The sequence below is a fragment of the Brevundimonas sp. AVps7 genome (genome assembly GCF_058681545.1).
On record NZ_CM178742.1, the window covers coordinates 1,475,072 to 1,492,898 of the forward strand.

16 protein-coding genes are annotated in these 17,827 nt (G+C 67.2%); 13 read left to right on the forward strand and 3 right to left on the reverse strand.

Annotation, left to right across the window (positions count from 1 at the left end; all coding sequences use genetic code 11):
* Window positions 1–16: 16 nt before the first annotated feature.
* The 11 genes from ACW17Y_RS07235 to ACW17Y_RS07285 all read left to right on the forward strand — a co-directional run bounded on the left by ACW17Y_RS07235 (window position 17) and on the right by ACW17Y_RS07285 (window position 11,317).
* A complete protein-coding gene (locus tag ACW17Y_RS07235) occupies window positions 17–583 on the forward strand; it encodes an adenylate kinase (RefSeq protein WP_492038072.1) in 567 nt (188 codons plus the stop codon).
* 62 nt (window positions 584–645) lie between these two features.
* The gene (locus tag ACW17Y_RS07240) at window positions 646–1,380 is read left to right on the forward strand and encodes an energy transducer TonB (RefSeq protein ID WP_492038073.1); all 735 of its coding nucleotides are present in this window, start codon (window positions 646–648) and stop codon (window positions 1,378–1,380) included.
* Between the two features lie 70 nt (window positions 1,381–1,450).
* Entirely contained in the window at window positions 1,451–3,913 is a 2,463-nt protein-coding gene (locus ACW17Y_RS07245; RefSeq protein ID WP_492038074.1) for a zinc-dependent metalloprotease, read from the forward strand.
* Between the two features lie 122 nt (window positions 3,914–4,035).
* Complete coding sequence (gene rpsM / locus ACW17Y_RS07250; RefSeq protein WP_492024280.1) at window positions 4,036–4,404, forward strand: 30S ribosomal protein S13; 369 nt, start codon at window positions 4,036–4,038, stop codon at window positions 4,402–4,404.
* A 9-nt stretch (window positions 4,405–4,413) separates the two neighbouring features.
* Window positions 4,414–4,803 (forward strand): 30S ribosomal protein S11, encoded by a 390-nt coding sequence (gene rpsK / locus ACW17Y_RS07255; protein WP_013268944.1) that lies wholly within the window; start codon window positions 4,414–4,416, stop codon window positions 4,801–4,803.
* Window positions 4,804–4,898: 95 nt separating this feature from the next.
* Entirely contained in the window at window positions 4,899–5,918 is a 1,020-nt protein-coding gene (locus ACW17Y_RS07260; protein ID WP_309627433.1) for a DNA-directed RNA polymerase subunit alpha, read from the forward strand.
* 106 nt (window positions 5,919–6,024) lie between these two features.
* Window positions 6,025–6,444 (forward strand): 50S ribosomal protein L17, encoded by a 420-nt coding sequence (gene rplQ / locus ACW17Y_RS07265; protein ID WP_298163210.1) that lies wholly within the window; start codon window positions 6,025–6,027, stop codon window positions 6,442–6,444.
* An 89-nt stretch (window positions 6,445–6,533) separates the two neighbouring features.
* Window positions 6,534–7,007 (forward strand): GNAT family N-acetyltransferase, encoded by a 474-nt coding sequence (locus ACW17Y_RS07270; protein WP_492038075.1) that lies wholly within the window; start codon window positions 6,534–6,536, stop codon window positions 7,005–7,007.
* Window positions 7,004–7,657: a glutathione S-transferase family protein gene (locus ACW17Y_RS07275; RefSeq protein WP_492038076.1), complete on the forward strand. Its 654-nt coding sequence runs from the start codon at window positions 7,004–7,006 to the stop codon at window positions 7,655–7,657. The genes ACW17Y_RS07270 and ACW17Y_RS07275 overlap by 4 nt, the downstream gene beginning before the upstream one ends.
* A gap of 149 nt (window positions 7,658–7,806) precedes the next feature.
* Entirely contained in the window at window positions 7,807–10,176 is a 2,370-nt protein-coding gene (locus ACW17Y_RS07280; RefSeq protein WP_492038077.1) for a TonB-dependent receptor, read from the forward strand.
* Window positions 10,177–10,399: 223 nt separating this feature from the next.
* Window positions 10,400–11,317 carry a LysR substrate-binding domain-containing protein gene (locus tag ACW17Y_RS07285; RefSeq protein ID WP_492038078.1) on the forward strand — a complete coding sequence of 306 codons (918 nt, stop codon included), beginning with the start codon at window positions 10,400–10,402 and terminating at the stop codon, window positions 11,315–11,317.
* Here ACW17Y_RS07285 and ACW17Y_RS07290 read toward each other — a convergent pair.
* A complete protein-coding gene (locus tag ACW17Y_RS07290; protein ID WP_492038079.1) occupies window positions 11,289–12,164 on the reverse strand; it encodes an ABC-2 transporter permease in 876 nt (291 codons plus the stop codon). The two genes, ACW17Y_RS07285 and ACW17Y_RS07290, sit on opposite strands and share 29 nt — an antisense overlap.
* Window positions 12,154–13,080: an ABC transporter ATP-binding protein gene (locus ACW17Y_RS07295; protein WP_492038080.1), complete on the reverse strand. Its 927-nt coding sequence runs from the start codon at window positions 13,078–13,080 to the stop codon at window positions 12,154–12,156. The genes ACW17Y_RS07290 and ACW17Y_RS07295 overlap by 11 nt, the downstream gene beginning before the upstream one ends.
* 222 nt (window positions 13,081–13,302) lie before the next feature.
* Here ACW17Y_RS07295 and ACW17Y_RS07300 point away from each other — a divergent pair, with 222 nt between their 5' ends.
* On the forward strand, window positions 13,303–14,508 hold the full coding sequence (locus ACW17Y_RS07300) for a saccharopine dehydrogenase family protein (protein ID WP_492038081.1): 1,206 nt from the start codon (window positions 13,303–13,305) through the stop codon (window positions 14,506–14,508).
* 13 nt (window positions 14,509–14,521) lie between these two features.
* Window positions 14,522–15,715: a carboxynorspermidine decarboxylase gene (locus ACW17Y_RS07305; protein WP_492038082.1), complete on the forward strand. Its 1,194-nt coding sequence runs from the start codon at window positions 14,522–14,524 to the stop codon at window positions 15,713–15,715.
* 4 nt (window positions 15,716–15,719) lie between these two features.
* Here ACW17Y_RS07305 and ACW17Y_RS07310 read toward each other — a convergent pair whose 3' ends face one another.
* On the reverse strand, window positions 15,720–17,801 hold the full coding sequence (locus ACW17Y_RS07310; protein ID WP_492038083.1) for a phosphocholine-specific phospholipase C: 2,082 nt from the start codon (window positions 17,799–17,801) through the stop codon (window positions 15,720–15,722).
* Between the last annotated feature and the right edge of the window lie 26 nt (window positions 17,802–17,827).

The following is a 17,827-nucleotide window of genomic DNA, read 5'->3' on the forward strand; positions in this document are numbered from 1 at the left end:
CGGGGGGAGCCTGAACATGAACCTGATCCTGTTCGGGCCCCCTGCGGCCGGCAAGGGTACCCAGGCCAAGCGGCTGGTCGAACAGCGCGGCATGGTCCAGTTGTCGACCGGCGACATGCTGCGCGAGGCCATCGCCTCGGGCTCCGAGCTGGGTCAGCAGTGCAAGGAGATCATGGCGAAGGGCGGCCTGATCGCCGACGACATCGTCATCGCCCTGATTGAAGCCCGTCTGAAGGAAGCCGAAGACGCCGGCGGCGCCATCTTCGACGGCTTCCCGCGCACGATCGCCCAGGCCGAGGCGCTCGACGCCATGCTGGCCAAGCTGGGCAAGCAGATCGATCGCGTTGTCCGGCTCAAGGTCGATGACGCAGCGCTGACGGAGCGGATTTCCAAACGCTTCGCCGAACAGGGCCGTCCGGACGACAATCCGGAGAGCTTCAAGGTGCGTCTGGAAGCCTACAACCGCAACACCGCGCCCCTGCTGCCCTACTACGGCGACAAGGACCTGCTGACCGAGGTGGACGGTATGGGCTCGATCGATACCGTGGCTTCGGCCATCGACGCGGCTCTCGACGCCTCCTGATCTGAACGGGAGCTGAGCCTTCGCCATTCCCGCGCGTTCAGCCGGGCATGGTAGAAGCGGCCGTGTTCCATCCTCCGTCATCTTCGCGGCCTCGCCTTGCGGGCAAGGCCGGCGCCGTCGCCGTGATCGCCCTGGCTCACGCCGGTCTGTTCGCCGCCATCGGTATGGGACGGGTCGAGTCCATCGACCTGCCGTCCGCCGCGCCGATCGAGGTCGAACTGTTCCGGCCGCTCAGTCCGCCGCCCCCGCCGCCGCCTCCAGTCGAACCGGCTGAGGTGGATCCAGGAGGCGGCGCACCGGCCGCAGCGTCCCGGGTGCATGTGCCGCCCAAGCCGCCGGAAGCGCCGCCGGAACTGCCGCTGGCCCCGCCGGCGCCCGCGCCCGCGCCGACCCTGGTGGTTGGAGCCTCGCCGACCGCCAGCCTGAACTCCGGCCTCGGTCAGGGAGGGCAGGGGACCGGGACGGGATCCGGCACGGGCGAAGGCGACGGACCGGGCTCCGGCTCAGGTCCGATCATCCTGCGCGGAGCGTCCAACGGTGAAATCCTCGCCTTCGTGCCCCCGGAGGCGCGGCGACAGCGCCGGGCGGGACGCAGCGCGGTCAGCTGCATCATCCGCGCCGACACCCGTCTGGAGGGCTGCCGCGTGGCGGACGAACAGCCGGGCGGATTCGGTTTCGGCGAGGCGGCCGTCCGGATCGCCGAGACCCATTTCCGCTTCCGCCCGCCCACGACGGCCTCGGGACGGCCGGTGGAAGGGTTTCGCGTCACGGTCACGGTCAACTTCGGCCGCCAATAGGCCAACGGCGGTTTGACAGCCGCCGGACAATCAGCCCCAGATGCGACGCAGATTTGCGTTGGGGGCATCCATGACTTTCAGGTTCGGCGGAACGGCGACAGCGATCGCCCTGGCTCTGACGATGAGTTCGGCCGCGCTCCCGGCGGTCGCCCAGACCACGCCCGCCACCTATGCCCAGAGCATCGACGGCCTGACCCGTCAGGACGGCCTCCTGACCCTGTTCACCGATCCAGCGTCAGGCAAGGTCCTGCTGCAACTGCCGGCGCCGGCCGCTGATGGAACGCTCGCCCGCGTCATCCACCATACGGCCCTGCGCACCGGCGTCGGCTCGGCGGTCACCGGCCTGGACCGCGCCCAGATCGGGCCCACGAACATTCTGGCCTTCCGCCGCATCGGCAAACGGGTCGTCGCCGAGTTCGAGAACCCCCGCTACCGCGCCCCGGCCGGATCGCCGGACGAACAGGCGGCGGCGCGCGACGCCTTCGTCGGCTCGACGGTCTGGGCCGGGGATGTGGTCGCCACGGCGCCCGACGGCTCTGTCCTCATCGACATCTCCGGTTTCGTGACCCGCGACGCTCACGGCATCGTTCAGGGGTTGGCCGGGCAGGGGACGCTGCGCCCCGTCACCGACCTGACGATGGTGGATGCGTCGCAGGCGAAAGCCTTCCCGGACAATGTCGAGCTGGAGGCCCGGCTGACCTTCTCCGTCGATGGCCCCGGCCCGGTGCTGCGCCAGATCGCGCCCGACGCCCGGCTGGCCACCTTCACCGTCCACCACAGCTTTATCCGCCTGCCGGACGCCGACTACGCTCCGCGTCCCTATGACCCGCGCACCGGCGCGCTCAGCACCGTCATCACAGACTTCTCCGCGCCGCTTGACGAGCCCATCGTCAGCCGCGTCGCCAACCGCTTCCGGCTGGTGAAGACCAATCCGACGGCCGCCCGCTCGACCGTGGTCGATCCCATCATCTTCTACGTCGACCGCGCCGCGCCAGAGCCGATCCGGTCGGCCCTGGTCGAGGGCGCCCTGTGGTGGGCCGACGCCTTCGACCGCGCGGGCTATATCGACGCCTTCCGCGTCGAGGTCCTGCCCGAGGGCGTAGATCCGCTGGACGCCCGCTACAACGTCATCAACTGGGTCAATCGCGCGACGCGCAGCTGGTCCTACGGCCAGAGCGTAGTCGATCCTCGCACCGGCGAGATCGTCAAGGGCAGCGTCCTTCTGGGCTCGCTCCGCATCCGCCAGGACATGCTGATCTTCGAAGGTCTGGTCGGCGCCGACCAGACGGGCGCAGGCGGTCCCAATGATCCTCAGGCCATCGCCCTGGCCCGCATTCGCCAGCTGTCGGCGCACGAAGTCGGCCACGCCATCGGCCTGCTGCACAATTTCGCGGCCTCGACCCAGGACCGCGCCTCGGTGATGGATTATCCGGTGCCGCAGATTGCCGTGAACGGCGAGCAGCTGAATTTCCGGGACGCCTACGCGGTCGGCATGGGCGGCTGGGACCGGTTCGCCATCGACTGGCTCTATTCCGATGTCGATCAGGCCGAGCTGGACCGCCGTGCCGCGGCAGGGGCGGCGACCTGGCGCTTCGTCTCCGATCCGGACGCCCGCATCGGCGGCGACGCCCAGGCCTGGGGCAGTCTGTGGGACAACGGCTCGGACCCGGTCGCGGAACTGGAACACCTGATGCAGGTGCGGCGCGTCGCCCTGGACCATTTCGGCCTGGACAACCTGCCTGCCGGATCGGCCGTCAACGACCTGCGTCGGCGGCTCGTACCGATCTATCTGTATCACCGCTACCAGGTGGACGCCGTGGCCAAGCTGGTCGCTGGTGTGGACTATGCCTACCCCGTCGCCGGTGACGGTCACGAAGCCGCGACGGCGGTCCCGGCCGCGACCCAGCGGGCGGCGCTGGCGGGTCTGATCGCAACCCTGGCGCCCGCCGGGCTCGATCTCCCTGACCCGCTTCTGGCTCTGCTGGCCGCCCAGCAGTCGGGCGACAACGACCCCCAGCACGACATCGAGGTCTTCGCCACGCGTCAGGGCCGCATCTTCGACGCCGGCAGCGCGGCCGAGGCGGCGGCCGATGTCACGCTGTCCGCCCTGTTCGCCCCCGAGCGGGTCGAGCGGCTGATCGACATGGGGCGCCGCGATCCTGCGGCTCTTGGTCTGACCGAGACGATCGACACCTTGACCACGGCCGTGTTCGCACCCGCGCCCGGTCGCCTCGGCGAGCCCGCGCGCCGGGTGCAGGCCCGCACCGCGCTGACCCTCGCGGGATTGCTACGTTCCAACCGGGTTTCTGCGACCACATCCGCCGTTGTCGCGGATCGGCTGGAGACCCTGGCCGCGCGGCTGGCCTCATCCCGCGCATCCGATCCGGTCCAACGGGCCCACGACCACTGGCTGGGCGCCCTGCTGCATGACCGCGAGCGGCTGGATCAGTTGCTTGAAGCCAACCGGATCGAAACGCCGACCCCTCCGGGCAGTCCGATCGGTGCGGAAAGCTGCTGGCACTGCGGAACATGACCGCACCGGTTGACGCAAACTGAATCACCTGTATAAGGCCCGCTTCCGCGAAAGACGCGCACGCTCCTGGTCTGTTGACCGGAGCGGTTTCTGCGTCTGTCCCCGCGCATCTGGAGAGCTACGTGGCCCGTATTGCTGGCGTCAACATTCCGACCAACAAGCGCGTGGAAATCGCGCTTCAGTACATTCATGGCATCGGCCCCGCCGCCGCCAAGGACATCACCGGCAAGGTGGGCATTGAGGCCTCGCGCCGCGTGAACCAGCTGACCGACGCCGAAGTCCTGCAGATCCGCGAGACGATCGACAAGGATCACACCGTTGAGGGCGACCTGCGCCGCGAAGTGTCGATGAACATCAAGCGTCTGATGGACCTGGCCTGCTACCGCGGCCTGCGTCACCGCAAGGGCCTGCCGGTCCGCGGCCAGCGCACGCACACCAACGCCCGCACCCGCAAGGGCCCCGCCAAGCCGATCGCCGGCAAGAAGAAGTAAGACAGACACATGGCCAAGGAACCGGGTCGCGTAAAGAAGCGCGAGCGCAAGAACATCACCTCGGGCGTCGCCCACGTGAATGCGTCCTTCAACAACACCATGATCACGATCACCGATGCCCAGGGCAACGCGATCTCGTGGTCGTCGGCGGGTCACATGGGCTTCAAGGGTTCGCGCAAGTCGACCCCTTACGCTGCCCAGATGGCCGCCGAAGACGCGGGCAAGAAGGCCCAGGAACACGGCGTCAAGACGCTGGAAGTCAACGTCTCGGGTCCGGGTTCCGGTCGTGAGTCCGCGCTCCGCGCCCTGCAGTCGGTCGGCCTGACCATCACGACCATCCGCGACGTCACGCCGATGCCGCACAACGGTTGCCGTCCGCCCAAGCGCCGCCGCGTCTAAGCGAACCGACCGCCTACGCCGACCCTATTCTCCGCCGGCCCTGTACGCACCTGACGAGGAGCGAGGGGCCGGCGAACTCCATTCGAGGGACACCCATGATCGAACGAAACTGGCAAGAACTGATTCGTCCCGAGAAGCCGCAAATCGAACTCGGCTCCGACGCCCAGCGCAAGGCGCGCCTGGTCGCTGAACCTCTCGAACGCGGCTTTGGCGTGACGCTCGGCAACGCCCTGCGCCGCGTGCTGCTGTCGTCGCTGCAAGGCGCCGCCGTCACCGCGATCCAGATCGACGGCGTCGTGCACGAATTCTCGTCGCTGGAAGGCGTGCGTGAAGACGTCGTCGACATCGTGCTGAACATCAAGCAGCTGGCGCTGCGCATGCACGCCGAAGGCCCCAAGCGCATGACCCTGCGCGCCACGGGCCCCGGTCCGGTGACCGCCGGCCAGATCGACGTCCCCGCGGACATCGAGGTGCTGAACCCGAACCACGTCATCTGCACCCTGGATGACGGCGCTTCGATCCGCATGGAACTGACCGTCCAGAACGGCAAGGGCTATGTCGCTTCGGAGTTCAACCGTCCGGAAGACGCGCCGATCGGCCTGATCGCCGTCGACGCCCTGTACTCGCCGGTCAAGCGCGTCGCCTATCGCGTCGAGCCGACCCGTCAGGGCCAGTCGCTGGACTATGACAAGCTGGTGCTGGAAGTCGAAACCAACGGCGCTGTGTCGCCTGTGGACGCCGTGGCCTACGCCTCGCGCATCCTGCAGGACCAGCTGCAGATCTTCATCACCTTCGACGAGCCGAAGAAGGCTGTGGAAGCGACGGACGGCAAGCCCGATCTGCCGTTCAACCCGGCCCTGCTGAAGAAGGTCGACGAGCTGGAACTGTCGGTCCGTTCGGCCAACTGCCTGAAGAACGACAACATCGTCTACATCGGCGACCTGATCCAGAAGACCGAGGGCGAAATGCTTCGCACCCCGAACTTCGGCCGCAAGTCGCTGAACGAGATCAAGGAAGTGCTGACCTCCATGGGTCTGTCGCTCGGCATGGATGTGCCGAACTGGCCCCCGGAAAACATCGAAGACCTGGCCAAGAAGTTCGACGACCAGATCTAGTTTCAACCCTCCGCCCGGACCGATTGTTGGTCATCGGAGCGGTTAGAATGAATGCGGTCCAAGGTCCCTGAAGAGGGAAACCCGGGCCGGAGTAGGAGAGACCCCGATGCGCCACGGCGCCGCCTATCGCAAGCTCGGCCGCACGGCCAGCCACCGGACCGCCATGTTCGCCAACATGGCTGCGTCGCTGATCAAGCACGAGCAGATCACGACCACCCTGCCCAAGGCCAAGGAGCTTCGCCCCTTCGTCGAAAAGCTGGTCACCCTCGGCAAGAAGGGCGACCTGCACGCCCGTCGTCAGGCCATCAGCCACGTCCGTGACGTGACCCAGGTCGGCAAGCTGTTCGAAACGATCGGCCCGCGCTACGCCGAACGCAACGGCGGCTACATCCGCATCATGAAGGCCGGCTATCGTCACGGCGACAACGCCCCGATGGCCGTGATCGAGTTCGTCGACCGCGACGTCGACGCCAAGGGCCAGGACTCCGGTCCGGTCTACGCGATCGAGGGCGACGACGAAGCGTAAGCTTCGACGCCACGGTTGAGCTATTGAAGGGCGGCCCGAGCGATCGGGTCGCCCTTTTGCTTGGCCGCCCGGTCGTGCACGATGGCGCTATGAATTCCGCTCCGGCAATCCAGATCGTTCCCTATCGTCCCGACCACGCCGCCGCCTGGGTGTCGCTGAACCAATACTGGATCCTGGCCGGCGGCTACGCCATCGAGGCCAAGGACCGGCTTGTGCTGGACGATCCCGAAGGATCGATCCTGTCGAAGGGCGGCGTCATCTTCATTGCCGAGCGGGAGGGGGAGGCGGTCGGCTGCTGCTCCCTGATGGCCATGTCCGACGGCGGCTTCGAGGTCGGCAAGATGGCTGCGGCGACGGACGCTCAGGGCCTTGGCCTCGGGCATCGACTGCTGGAGGCCTGCGAGGCGCACGCCCGATCCGCCGGCGCGCCGCGCCTCTATCTGGAGACCAACAGCTCCCAGACCCACGCCATCGCCCTCTACAACCGGTTCGGCTTCGTCGACCTGCCGCCGCAACCGACGCCCTATGCCCGCTGCAATGTCTGGATGGAGAAGCGCCTGTGACCGACCTCGTTCTCTACAGCCACCCCTTCTCCTCCTACTGCCAGAAGGCCATCGTCGCCTTCTATGAGAAGGACCTGCCTTTTGAGCAGCGGATGCTGGAGAATGAGGGAGCGATGGCCGAGCTCCGCGCCCTGTGGCCCTTCGGCCAGTTCCCGGTCTTGAAGGATGGGGATCGGCGTTACGCTGAGGCCTCGATCATCATCGAGCGGCTGGACCAGATCTCGCCGGCCACGCCGATGATCCCCACCGACCCCGACCTGGCGCTGGAGACGCGGTTCATGGACCGCGTCTTCGACAACCACCTGCAGGCCAATCAGCAGCGCATCATCTACAACGCCCTGCGCCCCGAGGCGGAGCGTGACGCCGGGACCGACGCCGACGCGCGCAAGAAGCTGGAGACGGCCTACGTCTGGTTGAACGACGTCATGGCGGACCGGACCTGGGCGGCGGGCGAGGTCTTCACCCTGGCCGACTGCGGCGCCGCTCCGGGCCTGCTGTACGCCCACTGGACCCATGCGATCCCGAAGGAGCACGTCCACCTGTGGGCCTATCGCCGCCGCCTGCTGGCGCGGCCCAGCTACGCTCGTGCGCTCGAGGAGGCCCGGCCGTATCGGAGCTACTTCCCTCTCGGCGCGCCCGAAGAGAATTGACACCGGTTCCTTGTGACAAAACGACGACGCCGTTCGCAAATTCTCGTTCTCCGAGATCTTGCCAGTGGGCGACTCCCCGGGTGCGGCATAGCTTGCCGATAATTAAAAAACTCAGGGAGGCTCAAATGTTCGCATTTTCAACCAGGACTATGACGCGATCCAGGCTGCTGACGGCGGCCTGTGCTCTCGCCTTCGCGACCTCGTCCGGCGCCGCCATGGCCCAGGACGGCCAGGACGCCACCAATCTGGACGAGATCATCGTAACCGGCACCAAACGGGCCTCGACGATCCAGGACGTGCCCTTCTCGATCAATGCCCAGACACAGGAAGATATCCAGCGATCCGGCGCGGTGACGCTGGAGGACCTGTCCCGGAACGTGGCGGGCCTGTCGATCCAGAATCTCGGGCCAGGTCAGAGCCAGGTGTCCGTGCGCGGCGTTTCCGCCGGCCAGGTCGTGCGCGACCAGCCGGGCGTGAAGGAACAGGTGGGCGTCTATCTGGACGAAAGCGTGATCTCGCTGTCGCTGTTCACCCCGGACCTGGACCTGTTCGACCTGAACCGGGTCGAGACCCTGCGCGGTCCCCAGGGGACGCTGTTCGGCTCCGGCTCGGTGGGCGGCACTGTGCGCTACATCACCAATCAGCCGGTCCTGGGCGTGACCGAAGGCCTGCTGGAGGCCAACGTCAACGTCGTCGCGGAAGATGACGGCGGCGGCCATCTGAAAGGCGCCATCAATCTGCCGCTCGGCGATACCGCCGCGCTTCGGATCGTGGGTTATCACACCGAATACGCCGGCTTCATCGATGCCCGCCGCCCCGGCGGCGCGATCGAGAACAACATCAACGACGGCAGCCGGACGGGCGGGCGCATCAGCCTGCTGTTCCAGCCCAACGACTCCATCTCGATCACGCCGCGCCTGGTCTATCAGGAGATCGAGACCGACGGCTTCAACCGGCAGGAGGTGTTCAACATCTTCGCCAATCCGTTCACGACGACCCGTCCGGCCGTCACATTCGACGAACGCGAGCAGTTCCTGCTGCTGGACGAGTCGTTCAATGACGAGACCTTCCTCGCCGACCTGACGGCCAGCATCGATTTCGGCGGTGTCGAGCTGACCTCGGTCACCAGCTACATCAACCGCGACATCCTGGTCAGCCGCGACGCCAGCGCCCTGACGGGTTCGGTGTCGGTGGACCTCGGGTTCCCGTCCGCCGCCGTGCTGCTGCCGTCCAACCTGCGCGACACCACGGACCTTGAGCAGAAGTCTCAGGAATTGCGCATGGCCTCGACCGGCGACGGCGCGTTCCAGTGGCTGGTCGGCGCCTTCTATTCCCAGGTCGATCGCGTCTATCAGCAGACCCTGCCGACATCGGGATATGACGCCGCTACGGACGCCGCACTGGGCGCGGGGACCTCGGCCTCGGTTCGTAACGGCTTCGGTCCGAACTCGCCGTACAACGCCTTCCTGCCCTATGACATCGAACAGATGGCCGTGTTCGGCGAGGCCAGCTACGACTTCGGCCAGCTGACCGTCACCGGCGGCGGCCGGTTCTACGACTTCTCCGAAACGCGCAGCTTCACCTCCGGCGGCCTGTTCGCCAATGGCGACCGGCGCACCGACACGACCGAGTCCAACGGGTTCACCCCGCGCATCCTGGTCAGCTACGAAGCCTCCGAGAACGTCACCCTCAACGCCCAGGCGGCCCAGGGCTTCCGCCTTGGCGGGGTCAACGATCCGCTCAACGTCCCCCTCTGCTCGCCTTCGGACCGCGCCATCTTCGGCGGTTTCCAAGCCTATGAGGATGAGACCCTGTGGAACTATGAGGCGGGGGTGAAGTCGCGCTTCGGCGCCGTGACCCTGAACTCGGCGATCTTCTATACCGACATCGAGAATCTGCAGACCACGCTGGACGCCGGCTCCTGCTCCTCGCGGATCGTGTTCAACGTGCCCGAGGCTCACACCGCCGGTGTGGAACTGGAACTCTCGACCCTGCTGAGCGACAACCTGGAGGTCGGCTTCTCGGGCAGCTTCGTCCAGGCGGAGTTCGATTCGACCGTCCGCGACGGCACGGGCGCCGTGATCGGCGGCATCCGTGAGGGCAACCGCCTGCCGTCGGTGCCGGAGCTGCAGCTGGCCCTGAACGCCACCTACAGTTTCGATCTGGCCGGCGGCATGCCGGCCTATGTCACGGCCTCGTTCCAGCATGTCGGCAGCCGCTACACCCAGGCCAGCGACCAGGAGAACAATCCTCGCTCCTTCACCTCCGGCCTGCCGTTCGGCGGGGCGACGGGTACGCGGGCCACGATCGTCGATCTGGAACTGCCCAGCTACGAGCTGTTCAACATCGCCGCCGGCGTGGAGTTCGGCAACGGCGTGGAGGCGGTCGTCTATTTGAACAACGCGTTCGACGAGAACCCGCTGATGTCGTTCGATCGTGAGCGCGGCGGCCGGGCGCGCCTCGGCTATTCGGTCGGCTCACCCCGCACGATGGGCGTGACGTTGCGCCGTTCGTTCTGAGACTGACCGGGCCGGTCCGCGCGTGCGGACCGGCCCGGCTCAGCCCAGCGCGCAGTAGAGGACGGCCGCCCAGATCGCGACGGCGGCAGTGGCGTACAGAATGCGGTCCCAGAGGGTGCGGCGGGGCGGTTGTTTGTCGAACAGCGGCATCGATCAGGTTCAACGCGAATTGCCTCTCGGCTGAAATCGATTAAACCGGCGGCAGTCTGTGAGCTGAGGTCACATGAAGTCCGTCGCGCCGCCGCCGCTCAACGCGCTTCGCGCCTTCGAGGCCTTCGCGCGCCATGGCGGGATGACGGCGGCGGCTGCCGAGTTGTGCGTTACTCATGGCGCGGTCAGCCGTCAGGTCGCGGCGCTGCAGGACCATCTCGGCGTCCCCCTCGTCGTCGGACCACGCCATCGCCTGACCCTTACGCCCGCCGGCGCCGAACTGGCCGCGCGGCTGTCCGGGGCCTTCACGACCATCAACGACGCCGTCGCTTCTGCCCGCCGCGACGAACGGCGCGAGATCGAGATTTCCTGCCTCGGCACCTTCGCGCTGAAATGGCTGATCCCGCGCCTGCCGGGGTTCATGGCCCTTCATCCCGAGATCCGGGTGAAGGTCTCGGAGTCCTACGCCGCCATCGATTTCGCGAAGGCGCGGGTAGATGGCGCGATCCGCATTCTCAATCCGGGTGAAGCTCCGAATCGGCAGGAGGCGACGCCCTTCCTGCCCCAGTATCAGGGACCGGTCGGCGCACCGACCGTGACGCCGCCCGGCATGACCATCGAGGCCCTGGGGCGGTTGCCGCGCCTGCACGCCTCCACCTTCCGCGAGAGTTGGGCCGTATGGAGCGAACTGGTGGGGGTGCCCCTGCCGCGCGCGCCGCAGGAGCGGGAATTCCAGCACAACAACTCGATGGTCGAGGCCGCCGCCGCCGGCATGGGCGCCGCCATCGCGCCCTGGGCTTTCGTGGCGCCCGACATCGCCGCGGGGCGGCTGGTCGCGCCCTTCGGCTTCGCTGAGCGGCCGTCCAGGTTCGTTTTCCTGCGGCCCGAAGGGCGGCCGGACGCCTCGGTCGACGCCTTCCGCGACTGGCTCGTCGCGGAAGGGTCAATCAGCCCGGGGCCGCCTATTCCTTCGACAGGTCCTGCCGATTGAACCAGGCGATGGCGCCCGCCAGCGGGGCCAGCGTCCAGAGCAGCAGGCTGACGATCGATTTGATCACCAGGCCGTCGGGCATGCCTGCGGGGGCCCCGTCCGGTCCGGCGACGGCCTTCAGGGTATCGAAGGCGAGACCGGGGAGCAGCAGTTGCGCCGGCCAGCCTGTCGGCTCCCAGCCGAGCATCGCCAGACCCGGTCCGCCCAGCAGGGTCTGGGCGAAGCCCAGCACCACCGGCACGAACAGGGCGGCCAGCAGCGAACGCGTCAGGACTGCCGCCAACAGGGCGATCATCGCGTACTGGATGATCCGGATGTAGCTGAGCAGCAGGGTGAGGGCGAAGGACCCGGCGTCGCCGCCGTCGAAGGTGAAAGCCAGGCTGGAGCCGTTGATCACGGCCCCCGAGACCGAGAAGATCAGACCTGCGATGACGAAGACTGCGATGGCGATCAGGGTCAGGAGCTTGAAGACGCCGACCTTGCCCAGGATCAGATTGATCCGGCTGTTGCGGGCGCTGGTCAGCCGCCAGGTCTCCCAGCGGTAATCCCCGGCATAGAGGGTCGACGCACCGATCAGCATGAAGACCAGGATTGCGCCATTCGCCGCAATGCCGGCGATCTTCAACAGATCCTGACCCAGGTCCTCGACGGCCTTGACCTGCGCCGTCGCCGTTATGCCAGAGGCCGACAGGTCGCCTGTCATGTCTTCCATCCGCGACTTGGTCACGAGGTGGAAAATGATGCCGCCGCCTACGAACAGCAACGGCACGAACAGAACGGACCAGAACACAGCCATGCGGTTCCGCATCAGGCGGTAGAACTCGGAGAGGACGGAATCAGCCAGCATGGATCGTCTCCGGGTGTTGGACGGAGCCGGTCTCGGACATGAAGACGCTCTCCAGATCGGCGCCGACCCAGCGGGCCTCGTCGATATCGACGCCGCCCTGGACCAGGGCGCGCAGCAGTGCGGGCACGTCGGTGCGGGGCAGGGTGGCCATGACGGCGTCGGCTTCCAGCACGGCCGAGGCGCCGGGCAGGCTGGACACGATCTCCAGCGTCTTCGAAATCGGCGTCACCGACAGACGCAGACGCTCGCCGGAAGCGGTCAGTTCCGAGACCAGGCCTTCGCGCACCAGCTTGCCCCGGTTCATGATGGCGACGCGGTCACAGACGCGCTGGACCTCCAGCAACTGGTGGCTGGCCAGAACCACGGTGATGCCGTCCTTTTCGGACAGCGACCGGATCAGGGCGCGCATCTCCTGGATGCCGGGCGGATCCATGCCGCTGGTCGGCTCATCGAGAATGACGAGTTCCGGTTCAGTGATGAGTGCGGCGGCGACGCCCAGCCGCTGCAGCATGCCGACGGAAAAGCCTCGCACCTTGCGATCGGCGGCCTCGGTCAGACCGACGCGCTCCAGCCAGCCGGAGACGCGCGCTGCGTCGGGCGTCAGCCCGTGGGCGGCCGACAGCCAGACCAGCACCTGACGCGCGGTCATGAAGGGCGGGAAGCGCGGCGTCTCGATCATAGAGCCCATCCGCCGCGAGGCCGCGACGTCGCCGATCCGGCCGCCCATGACTGTGGCCTCGCCGTCGGTCGGCCGGATCAGGCCCAGCAGGATGCGGAACAGGGTCGACTTGCCGGCCCCGTTCGGCCCCAGCACGCCATAGACCCCGCCGCGCGGGATGGTCAGGCTCAGCCCGTCAAGGGCGCGAACCGCCCCATAGGTCTTGGTGAGGTTACGGGTCTCGATGACAGCGTTCATGGGGCAAGCTTGGCCCGGCGACACGCGCACGGCAAGCGTGTGGAGGATTAAGCTTCCGACAGGTTCCACGGGGCGGGTTCGTCCCTCGTATCGCGATAAGCACGTCTGCCGACGCAAAACAGGACCACAGACGGTTACGGGAAACGCCATCCTCGTATAGGACCCCACCCAACGCGTCGATGTGACGGGTTTCAGGTGGTGCAGACTTCAGGAGTGCATGAGATGAGCAGGGTTCTCGTAATCGGGGCGGGGGGCGTTGGCTCCGTCGCCGTCCACAAGATGGCGATGAACGCCGACATCTTTTCGCACATCACATTGGCGTCGCGGACGAAGTCCAAATGCGACGCCATCGCCGTCTCGGTGAAGGAACGCACCGGCGTGGTCATCGACACGGCGGCGATCGACGCCGACGACGTGACGGCCACCACCGCCCTGATCAATGCGGTGAAGCCCGCGCTCGTGGTCAACCTGGCCCTCCCGTATCAGGACCTGAACATCATGGACGCCTGCCTTGCAGCCGGGGTCCACTATATGGACACCGCGAACTACGAGCCGCGCGACGAGGCGAAGTTCGAATACAAATGGCAGTGGGCCTATCAGGACCGCTTCGAGAAGGCCGGTCTGATGGCCCTGCTGGGCTCGGGCTTCGACCCCGGCGTGACCTCGGTGTTCACGACGTACACGAAGAAGCATCTGCTGGATTCGATCGAGACGCTCGACATCCTGGACTGCAACGGGGGCGACACCGGCCTGCCGTTCGCGACCAATTTCAATCCCGAGATCAACCTGCGCGAAGTGACCGCCCCGTCGCGTCACTGGGAGAACGGCCAGTGGATCGAGGGCCCGGCCCTGACCCACAAACAGGTCTTCGACTTCGACCAGGTCGGACCGAAGAACATGTACCTCATGTACCATGAGGAGCTGGAATCGCTGGCGAAATTCTATCCGGAGATCAGCCGCATCCGCTTCTGGATGACCTTCGGCGACAGCTATCTGAAACACCTCGAGGTGCTTGAGAACATCGGCATGACCTCGATCGAGCCGATGATGTTCCAGGGGCGCGAGATCATCCCGATCGAGTTCCTGAAGGCCCTTCTGCCCGAACCGTCGTCCCTGGGTCCCCTCACCAAGGGCAAGACCAATATCGGCACGATCGCGACCGGCCTGAAGGACGGGGTCCGGAAGACCGTCTACGTCAACAACGTCTGCGACCATGAAGAAGCCTATGCCGAGACCGGCAACCAGGCCGTCAGCTACACGACCGGCGTGCCTGCCATGATCGGCGCCGCCATGATCCTGACCGGTCAGTGGAAGGGCGCGGGCGTGTTCAATATGGAGCAGCTGGATCCCGACCCGTTCATGGACATGCTGAACAAGCACGGCCTGCCCTGGAAGGTGCAGGAGCTGGACGCGCCTCTCGCGTTCTGACGGGGACAGTCCGATGCACACCCCCTCCGGCGCCATGGAAACGAAGGCCGGCGGGCCCGGCGCCTTCGTCCGCTTCGACCTCGGCCGCGTGCCGTCGCCCTGTTTCGTCGTCGACGAGATGGCGGTGCGTCGCAACCTCGGCATCCTCAAGGATGTCGGGGCGGCCGGCGGCGCGCGCGTGTTGCTGGCGCTCAAGGCCTTCTCGATGTGGTCGCTGGCCGATCTCGTTGAGGAGTATCTCGACGGCGTCTGCGCCTCGGGCCTGTGGGAGGCGCGGCTGGCGCGCGAGTTCTACAAGGGTCACCTGACCACCTACTCGCCGGCCTACAAGGCAGGGGACCTGCCGGAGATCCTGCGCCTGTCGGACTCGGTGATCTTCAACACTCCGGCTCAGGTCGCGCGGTTTGCCGACCTCATTGCCGAGGCGCGCGCGGCAGGCGAGGTCTTCGACATCGGCCTGCGGTTGAACCCCGAACACTCCGAGGCCGAGGTCGCAAAATACGACCCCTGCCAGTTCGGATCGCGCCTGGGTTTCCCGGTCTCCCAGCTCAAGCCTGAGCACCTGGAAGGCGTCGACGGCCTCCACCTTCACGCCCTGTGCGAACAGGGGTTCGAGCCGCTGCAGCGCATCTGGGCCTCGCTGGAGCCGAAGATCGCGGACGCGCTCGCCTCACTGAAATGGCTGAACCTCGGCGGCGGTCACCACATCACCCGCGCCGACTATGACCGCGACGGCCTGGGAGTCTTCCTCATGGCCATCGCCGAACGACACGGTATCGAGGTCTATATCGAGCCCGGCGAGGCCATCGCGCTCGACGCCGGCATCCTGGTCGGAGAGGTGCTTGATACCTTCGACAACAGCCTGCCGATCGCCATCACCGACATCTCGGCGACCTGCCACATGCCCGACGTCATCGAGGCGCCCTACCGCCCGGCGATGCTGAACGAGGCCGGGGAGGGCGTCGCCTTCCGTCTCGGCGGCCCGTCCTGCCTGGCCGGCGACATCATCGGTGACTACCGCTTCACCACGCCGCCGGTGGCAGGAACGCGGATCGCCTTCCTCGACCAGGCGCATTATTCGATGGTCAAGACGACGACCTTCAACGGCGTGCCCTTGCCTGCCATCGCGCTCTGGAACTCGGAGACCGACGCCCTGCGGCTGGTCCGACAGTTCGACTACCCCGACTTCCGCGACCGGCTGTCCTGACGGCTCAGGCCCGTGTCATCCGCGCCGGGCCGCCCATGGCCGGGTCACTGATCGAGTCCGCTCCGAGCTCGATCCGGCCGGCGAGACGCCGCACCCAGCCCTCGCCGTCCCGCATGGAGATGTCGTGCCAGCCCTGGGCGATCGCGGGGCTGGCGCGGCGCACGGCCGTCGCACCCGGCGCGACCGAGAGACGCCACGGCGCCGCCACGGGTCCATAGGGGTCGGTCAAAGCCTCGATCCGCCGTTCCCGGTCGCCGGTATTGGCGATCGTCAGAACCAGTTCCCGGCTGTCGGCGCCGGGCTCCACCGTCAGCGTCAGTGCATCACGCCCCGGGTCTCCGACGAAATGACGATGGAAACCGTTCGGACCGAGGATCCACAGGTCGTAGGGACCCGCCTCCCAGACCCCGTCGATCCGGGCTCCCGCCCCGACGGTGAAACGCCTCGGCGCCGTCTCCAGCCGCAACCGGTCATAGACGTGCAGGACGGCGGCCGACCGGCCCCGATTGCTGAAGGTCAGGCCGATGGCGCCCTCCACGACATGTTCCGCTACCGCCAGATCATAGGGAAGAGCGCGGGAGCGACGCACGCCGGTCGCCTGGATCGGCGGCTCGGGCGTTGCGGGCGTCGAGGGCACGGTTCGACCGGGCAGGGCGGCGGCGCGGGCGGCCAGGGCCTGTGTCTCCGGAAGGGATGGGAAGGGGGCGTTGGGCGTCGCGAAGTCAAAGGCGCCGGTCAGGTCGCCGCACACCGCGCGCCGCCAGGGCGAGATGTTCGGCTCCTCGACTCCGAAGCGGGTCTCCATGAAGCGAATCACCGAGGTGTGGTCGAACACCTCCGAACTGACCCAGCCGCCCCGGCTCCAGGGCGAGACGACATACATCGGCACGCGCGGCCCCAGGCCATAGGGCCGACCCGCGAACTCCGGCCGCTCGGTCGCGGCCTCGCTGGCTGTGGTCTCCAGGTGGTATTCGCCGATCGTATCGACGGTCGATCCGCCGCCATCGGCGGAGGGCGGCGCGGGCGGCGGGACGTGGTCAAAGAAGCCGTCGTTCTCGTCGAACATGATGAAGAGGACCGTGCGGGCCCAGACGGCCGGATCGGCGGTCAGGGCCTCGATCACCTGGGCGGTGTAGTCCGCGCCCTGGACCGGGCTGGAGGGGCCGGGGTGTTCCGATGCCGCAGCCGGGGCGACGATCCACGACACCTGGGGCAGGGCGCCGGTCAATACGTCCTCGCGGAGCCCGTCCAGCTTGCGGGTCGAGAGCCCCAGTTGCGCGAGGCGTGGATCCGACCCGGGCTTGCCGTCATGGCTGTCACGGAAGGTCTTGAAGCCGGCCACCGGGTTGTCGGTGAAGTTGTCGGCCATGTCCTGATAGATGCGCCAGCTCACCCCGGCCTGCAGCAGCCGCTCCGGATAGGTCGTCCAGCGATACGAGTCCGGATGGCCGCCGTCGGCGACAAGCGCGTCGTGTGAGTTGGAGATCGACGGACCACCCTTCATCCCTGACGGATCGTTCGTCCCGGTCCACAGGAACAGCCGGTTCGAGTTGGTGCCGGTCTGGATCGAGCAGTGATAGGCGTCGCAGACCGTGAAGGCCTCGGCCAGGGCGTACTGGAAGGGGATGTCCTCCTGCCGGAAATAGCCCATCGAATGCTCGGTCTTGGCGACCGGCCAGGCCGCCATTCGACCCTCGTCCCAGGCCGCCTGGGCGTCGGGCCAGCTATGCGGCGTGCCCTCGACGCGCATCAGTCGGAAGTCCTCCGCCGTGTTCAGCGGAAACGGGGCGATGACCGCCGGTCGACCGGGACGGCCGGGATTGGCCTGGACCCAGCAGGTCCCGTTCTCGCGATCGGGCGCGTCGGCGACCGGGATCGGCAACCGGTCGCCGAAGCCGCGCACGCCCTTCATCGCCCCGAAATAGTGATCGAACGACCGGTTCTCCTGCATCAGGATCACGACATGGTCGACGTCCGCGACCGTCCCGGTCCGCACGTCGGCGGGGATGCTCAGAGCCCGGGCGATGGCCGGCGCGAAGGCCGAGGCCCCGGCGGCGAGCAGAAGACGACGGCGGTCGAGGGGCATCGATCTCTCCAGAATGGCGTCGTCCT

Coding starts and splice junctions, on each gene's coding strand:
- ACW17Y_RS07270 (WP_492038075.1), top strand. CDS start 6,534: ATGAATTCCGCTCCGGCAATCCAGATCGTTCCCTATCGTCCCGACCAC.
- ACW17Y_RS07305 (WP_492038082.1), top strand. CDS start 14,522: ATGCACACCCCCTCCGGCGCCATGGAAACGAAGGCCGGCGGGCCCGGC.
- ACW17Y_RS07300 (WP_492038081.1), top strand. CDS start 13,303: ATGAGCAGGGTTCTCGTAATCGGGGCGGGGGGCGTTGGCTCCGTCGCC.
- ACW17Y_RS07260 (WP_309627433.1), top strand. CDS start 4,899: ATGATCGAACGAAACTGGCAAGAACTGATTCGTCCCGAGAAGCCGCAA.
- ACW17Y_RS07245 (WP_492038074.1), top strand. CDS start 1,451: ATGACTTTCAGGTTCGGCGGAACGGCGACAGCGATCGCCCTGGCTCTG.
- ACW17Y_RS07310 (WP_492038083.1), bottom strand. CDS start 17,801: ATGCCCCTCGACCGCCGTCGTCTTCTGCTCGCCGCCGGGGCCTCGGCC.
- rpsK (WP_013268944.1), top strand. CDS start 4,414: ATGGCCAAGGAACCGGGTCGCGTAAAGAAGCGCGAGCGCAAGAACATC.
- ACW17Y_RS07285 (WP_492038078.1), top strand. CDS start 10,400: ATGAAGTCCGTCGCGCCGCCGCCGCTCAACGCGCTTCGCGCCTTCGAG.
- rplQ (WP_298163210.1), top strand. CDS start 6,025: ATGCGCCACGGCGCCGCCTATCGCAAGCTCGGCCGCACGGCCAGCCAC.
- ACW17Y_RS07280 (WP_492038077.1), top strand. CDS start 7,807: ATGACGCGATCCAGGCTGCTGACGGCGGCCTGTGCTCTCGCCTTCGCG.
- ACW17Y_RS07235 (WP_492038072.1), top strand. CDS start 17: ATGAACCTGATCCTGTTCGGGCCCCCTGCGGCCGGCAAGGGTACCCAG.
- ACW17Y_RS07290 (WP_492038079.1), bottom strand. CDS start 12,164: ATGCTGGCTGATTCCGTCCTCTCCGAGTTCTACCGCCTGATGCGGAAC.
- ACW17Y_RS07295 (WP_492038080.1), bottom strand. CDS start 13,080: ATGAACGCTGTCATCGAGACCCGTAACCTCACCAAGACCTATGGGGCG.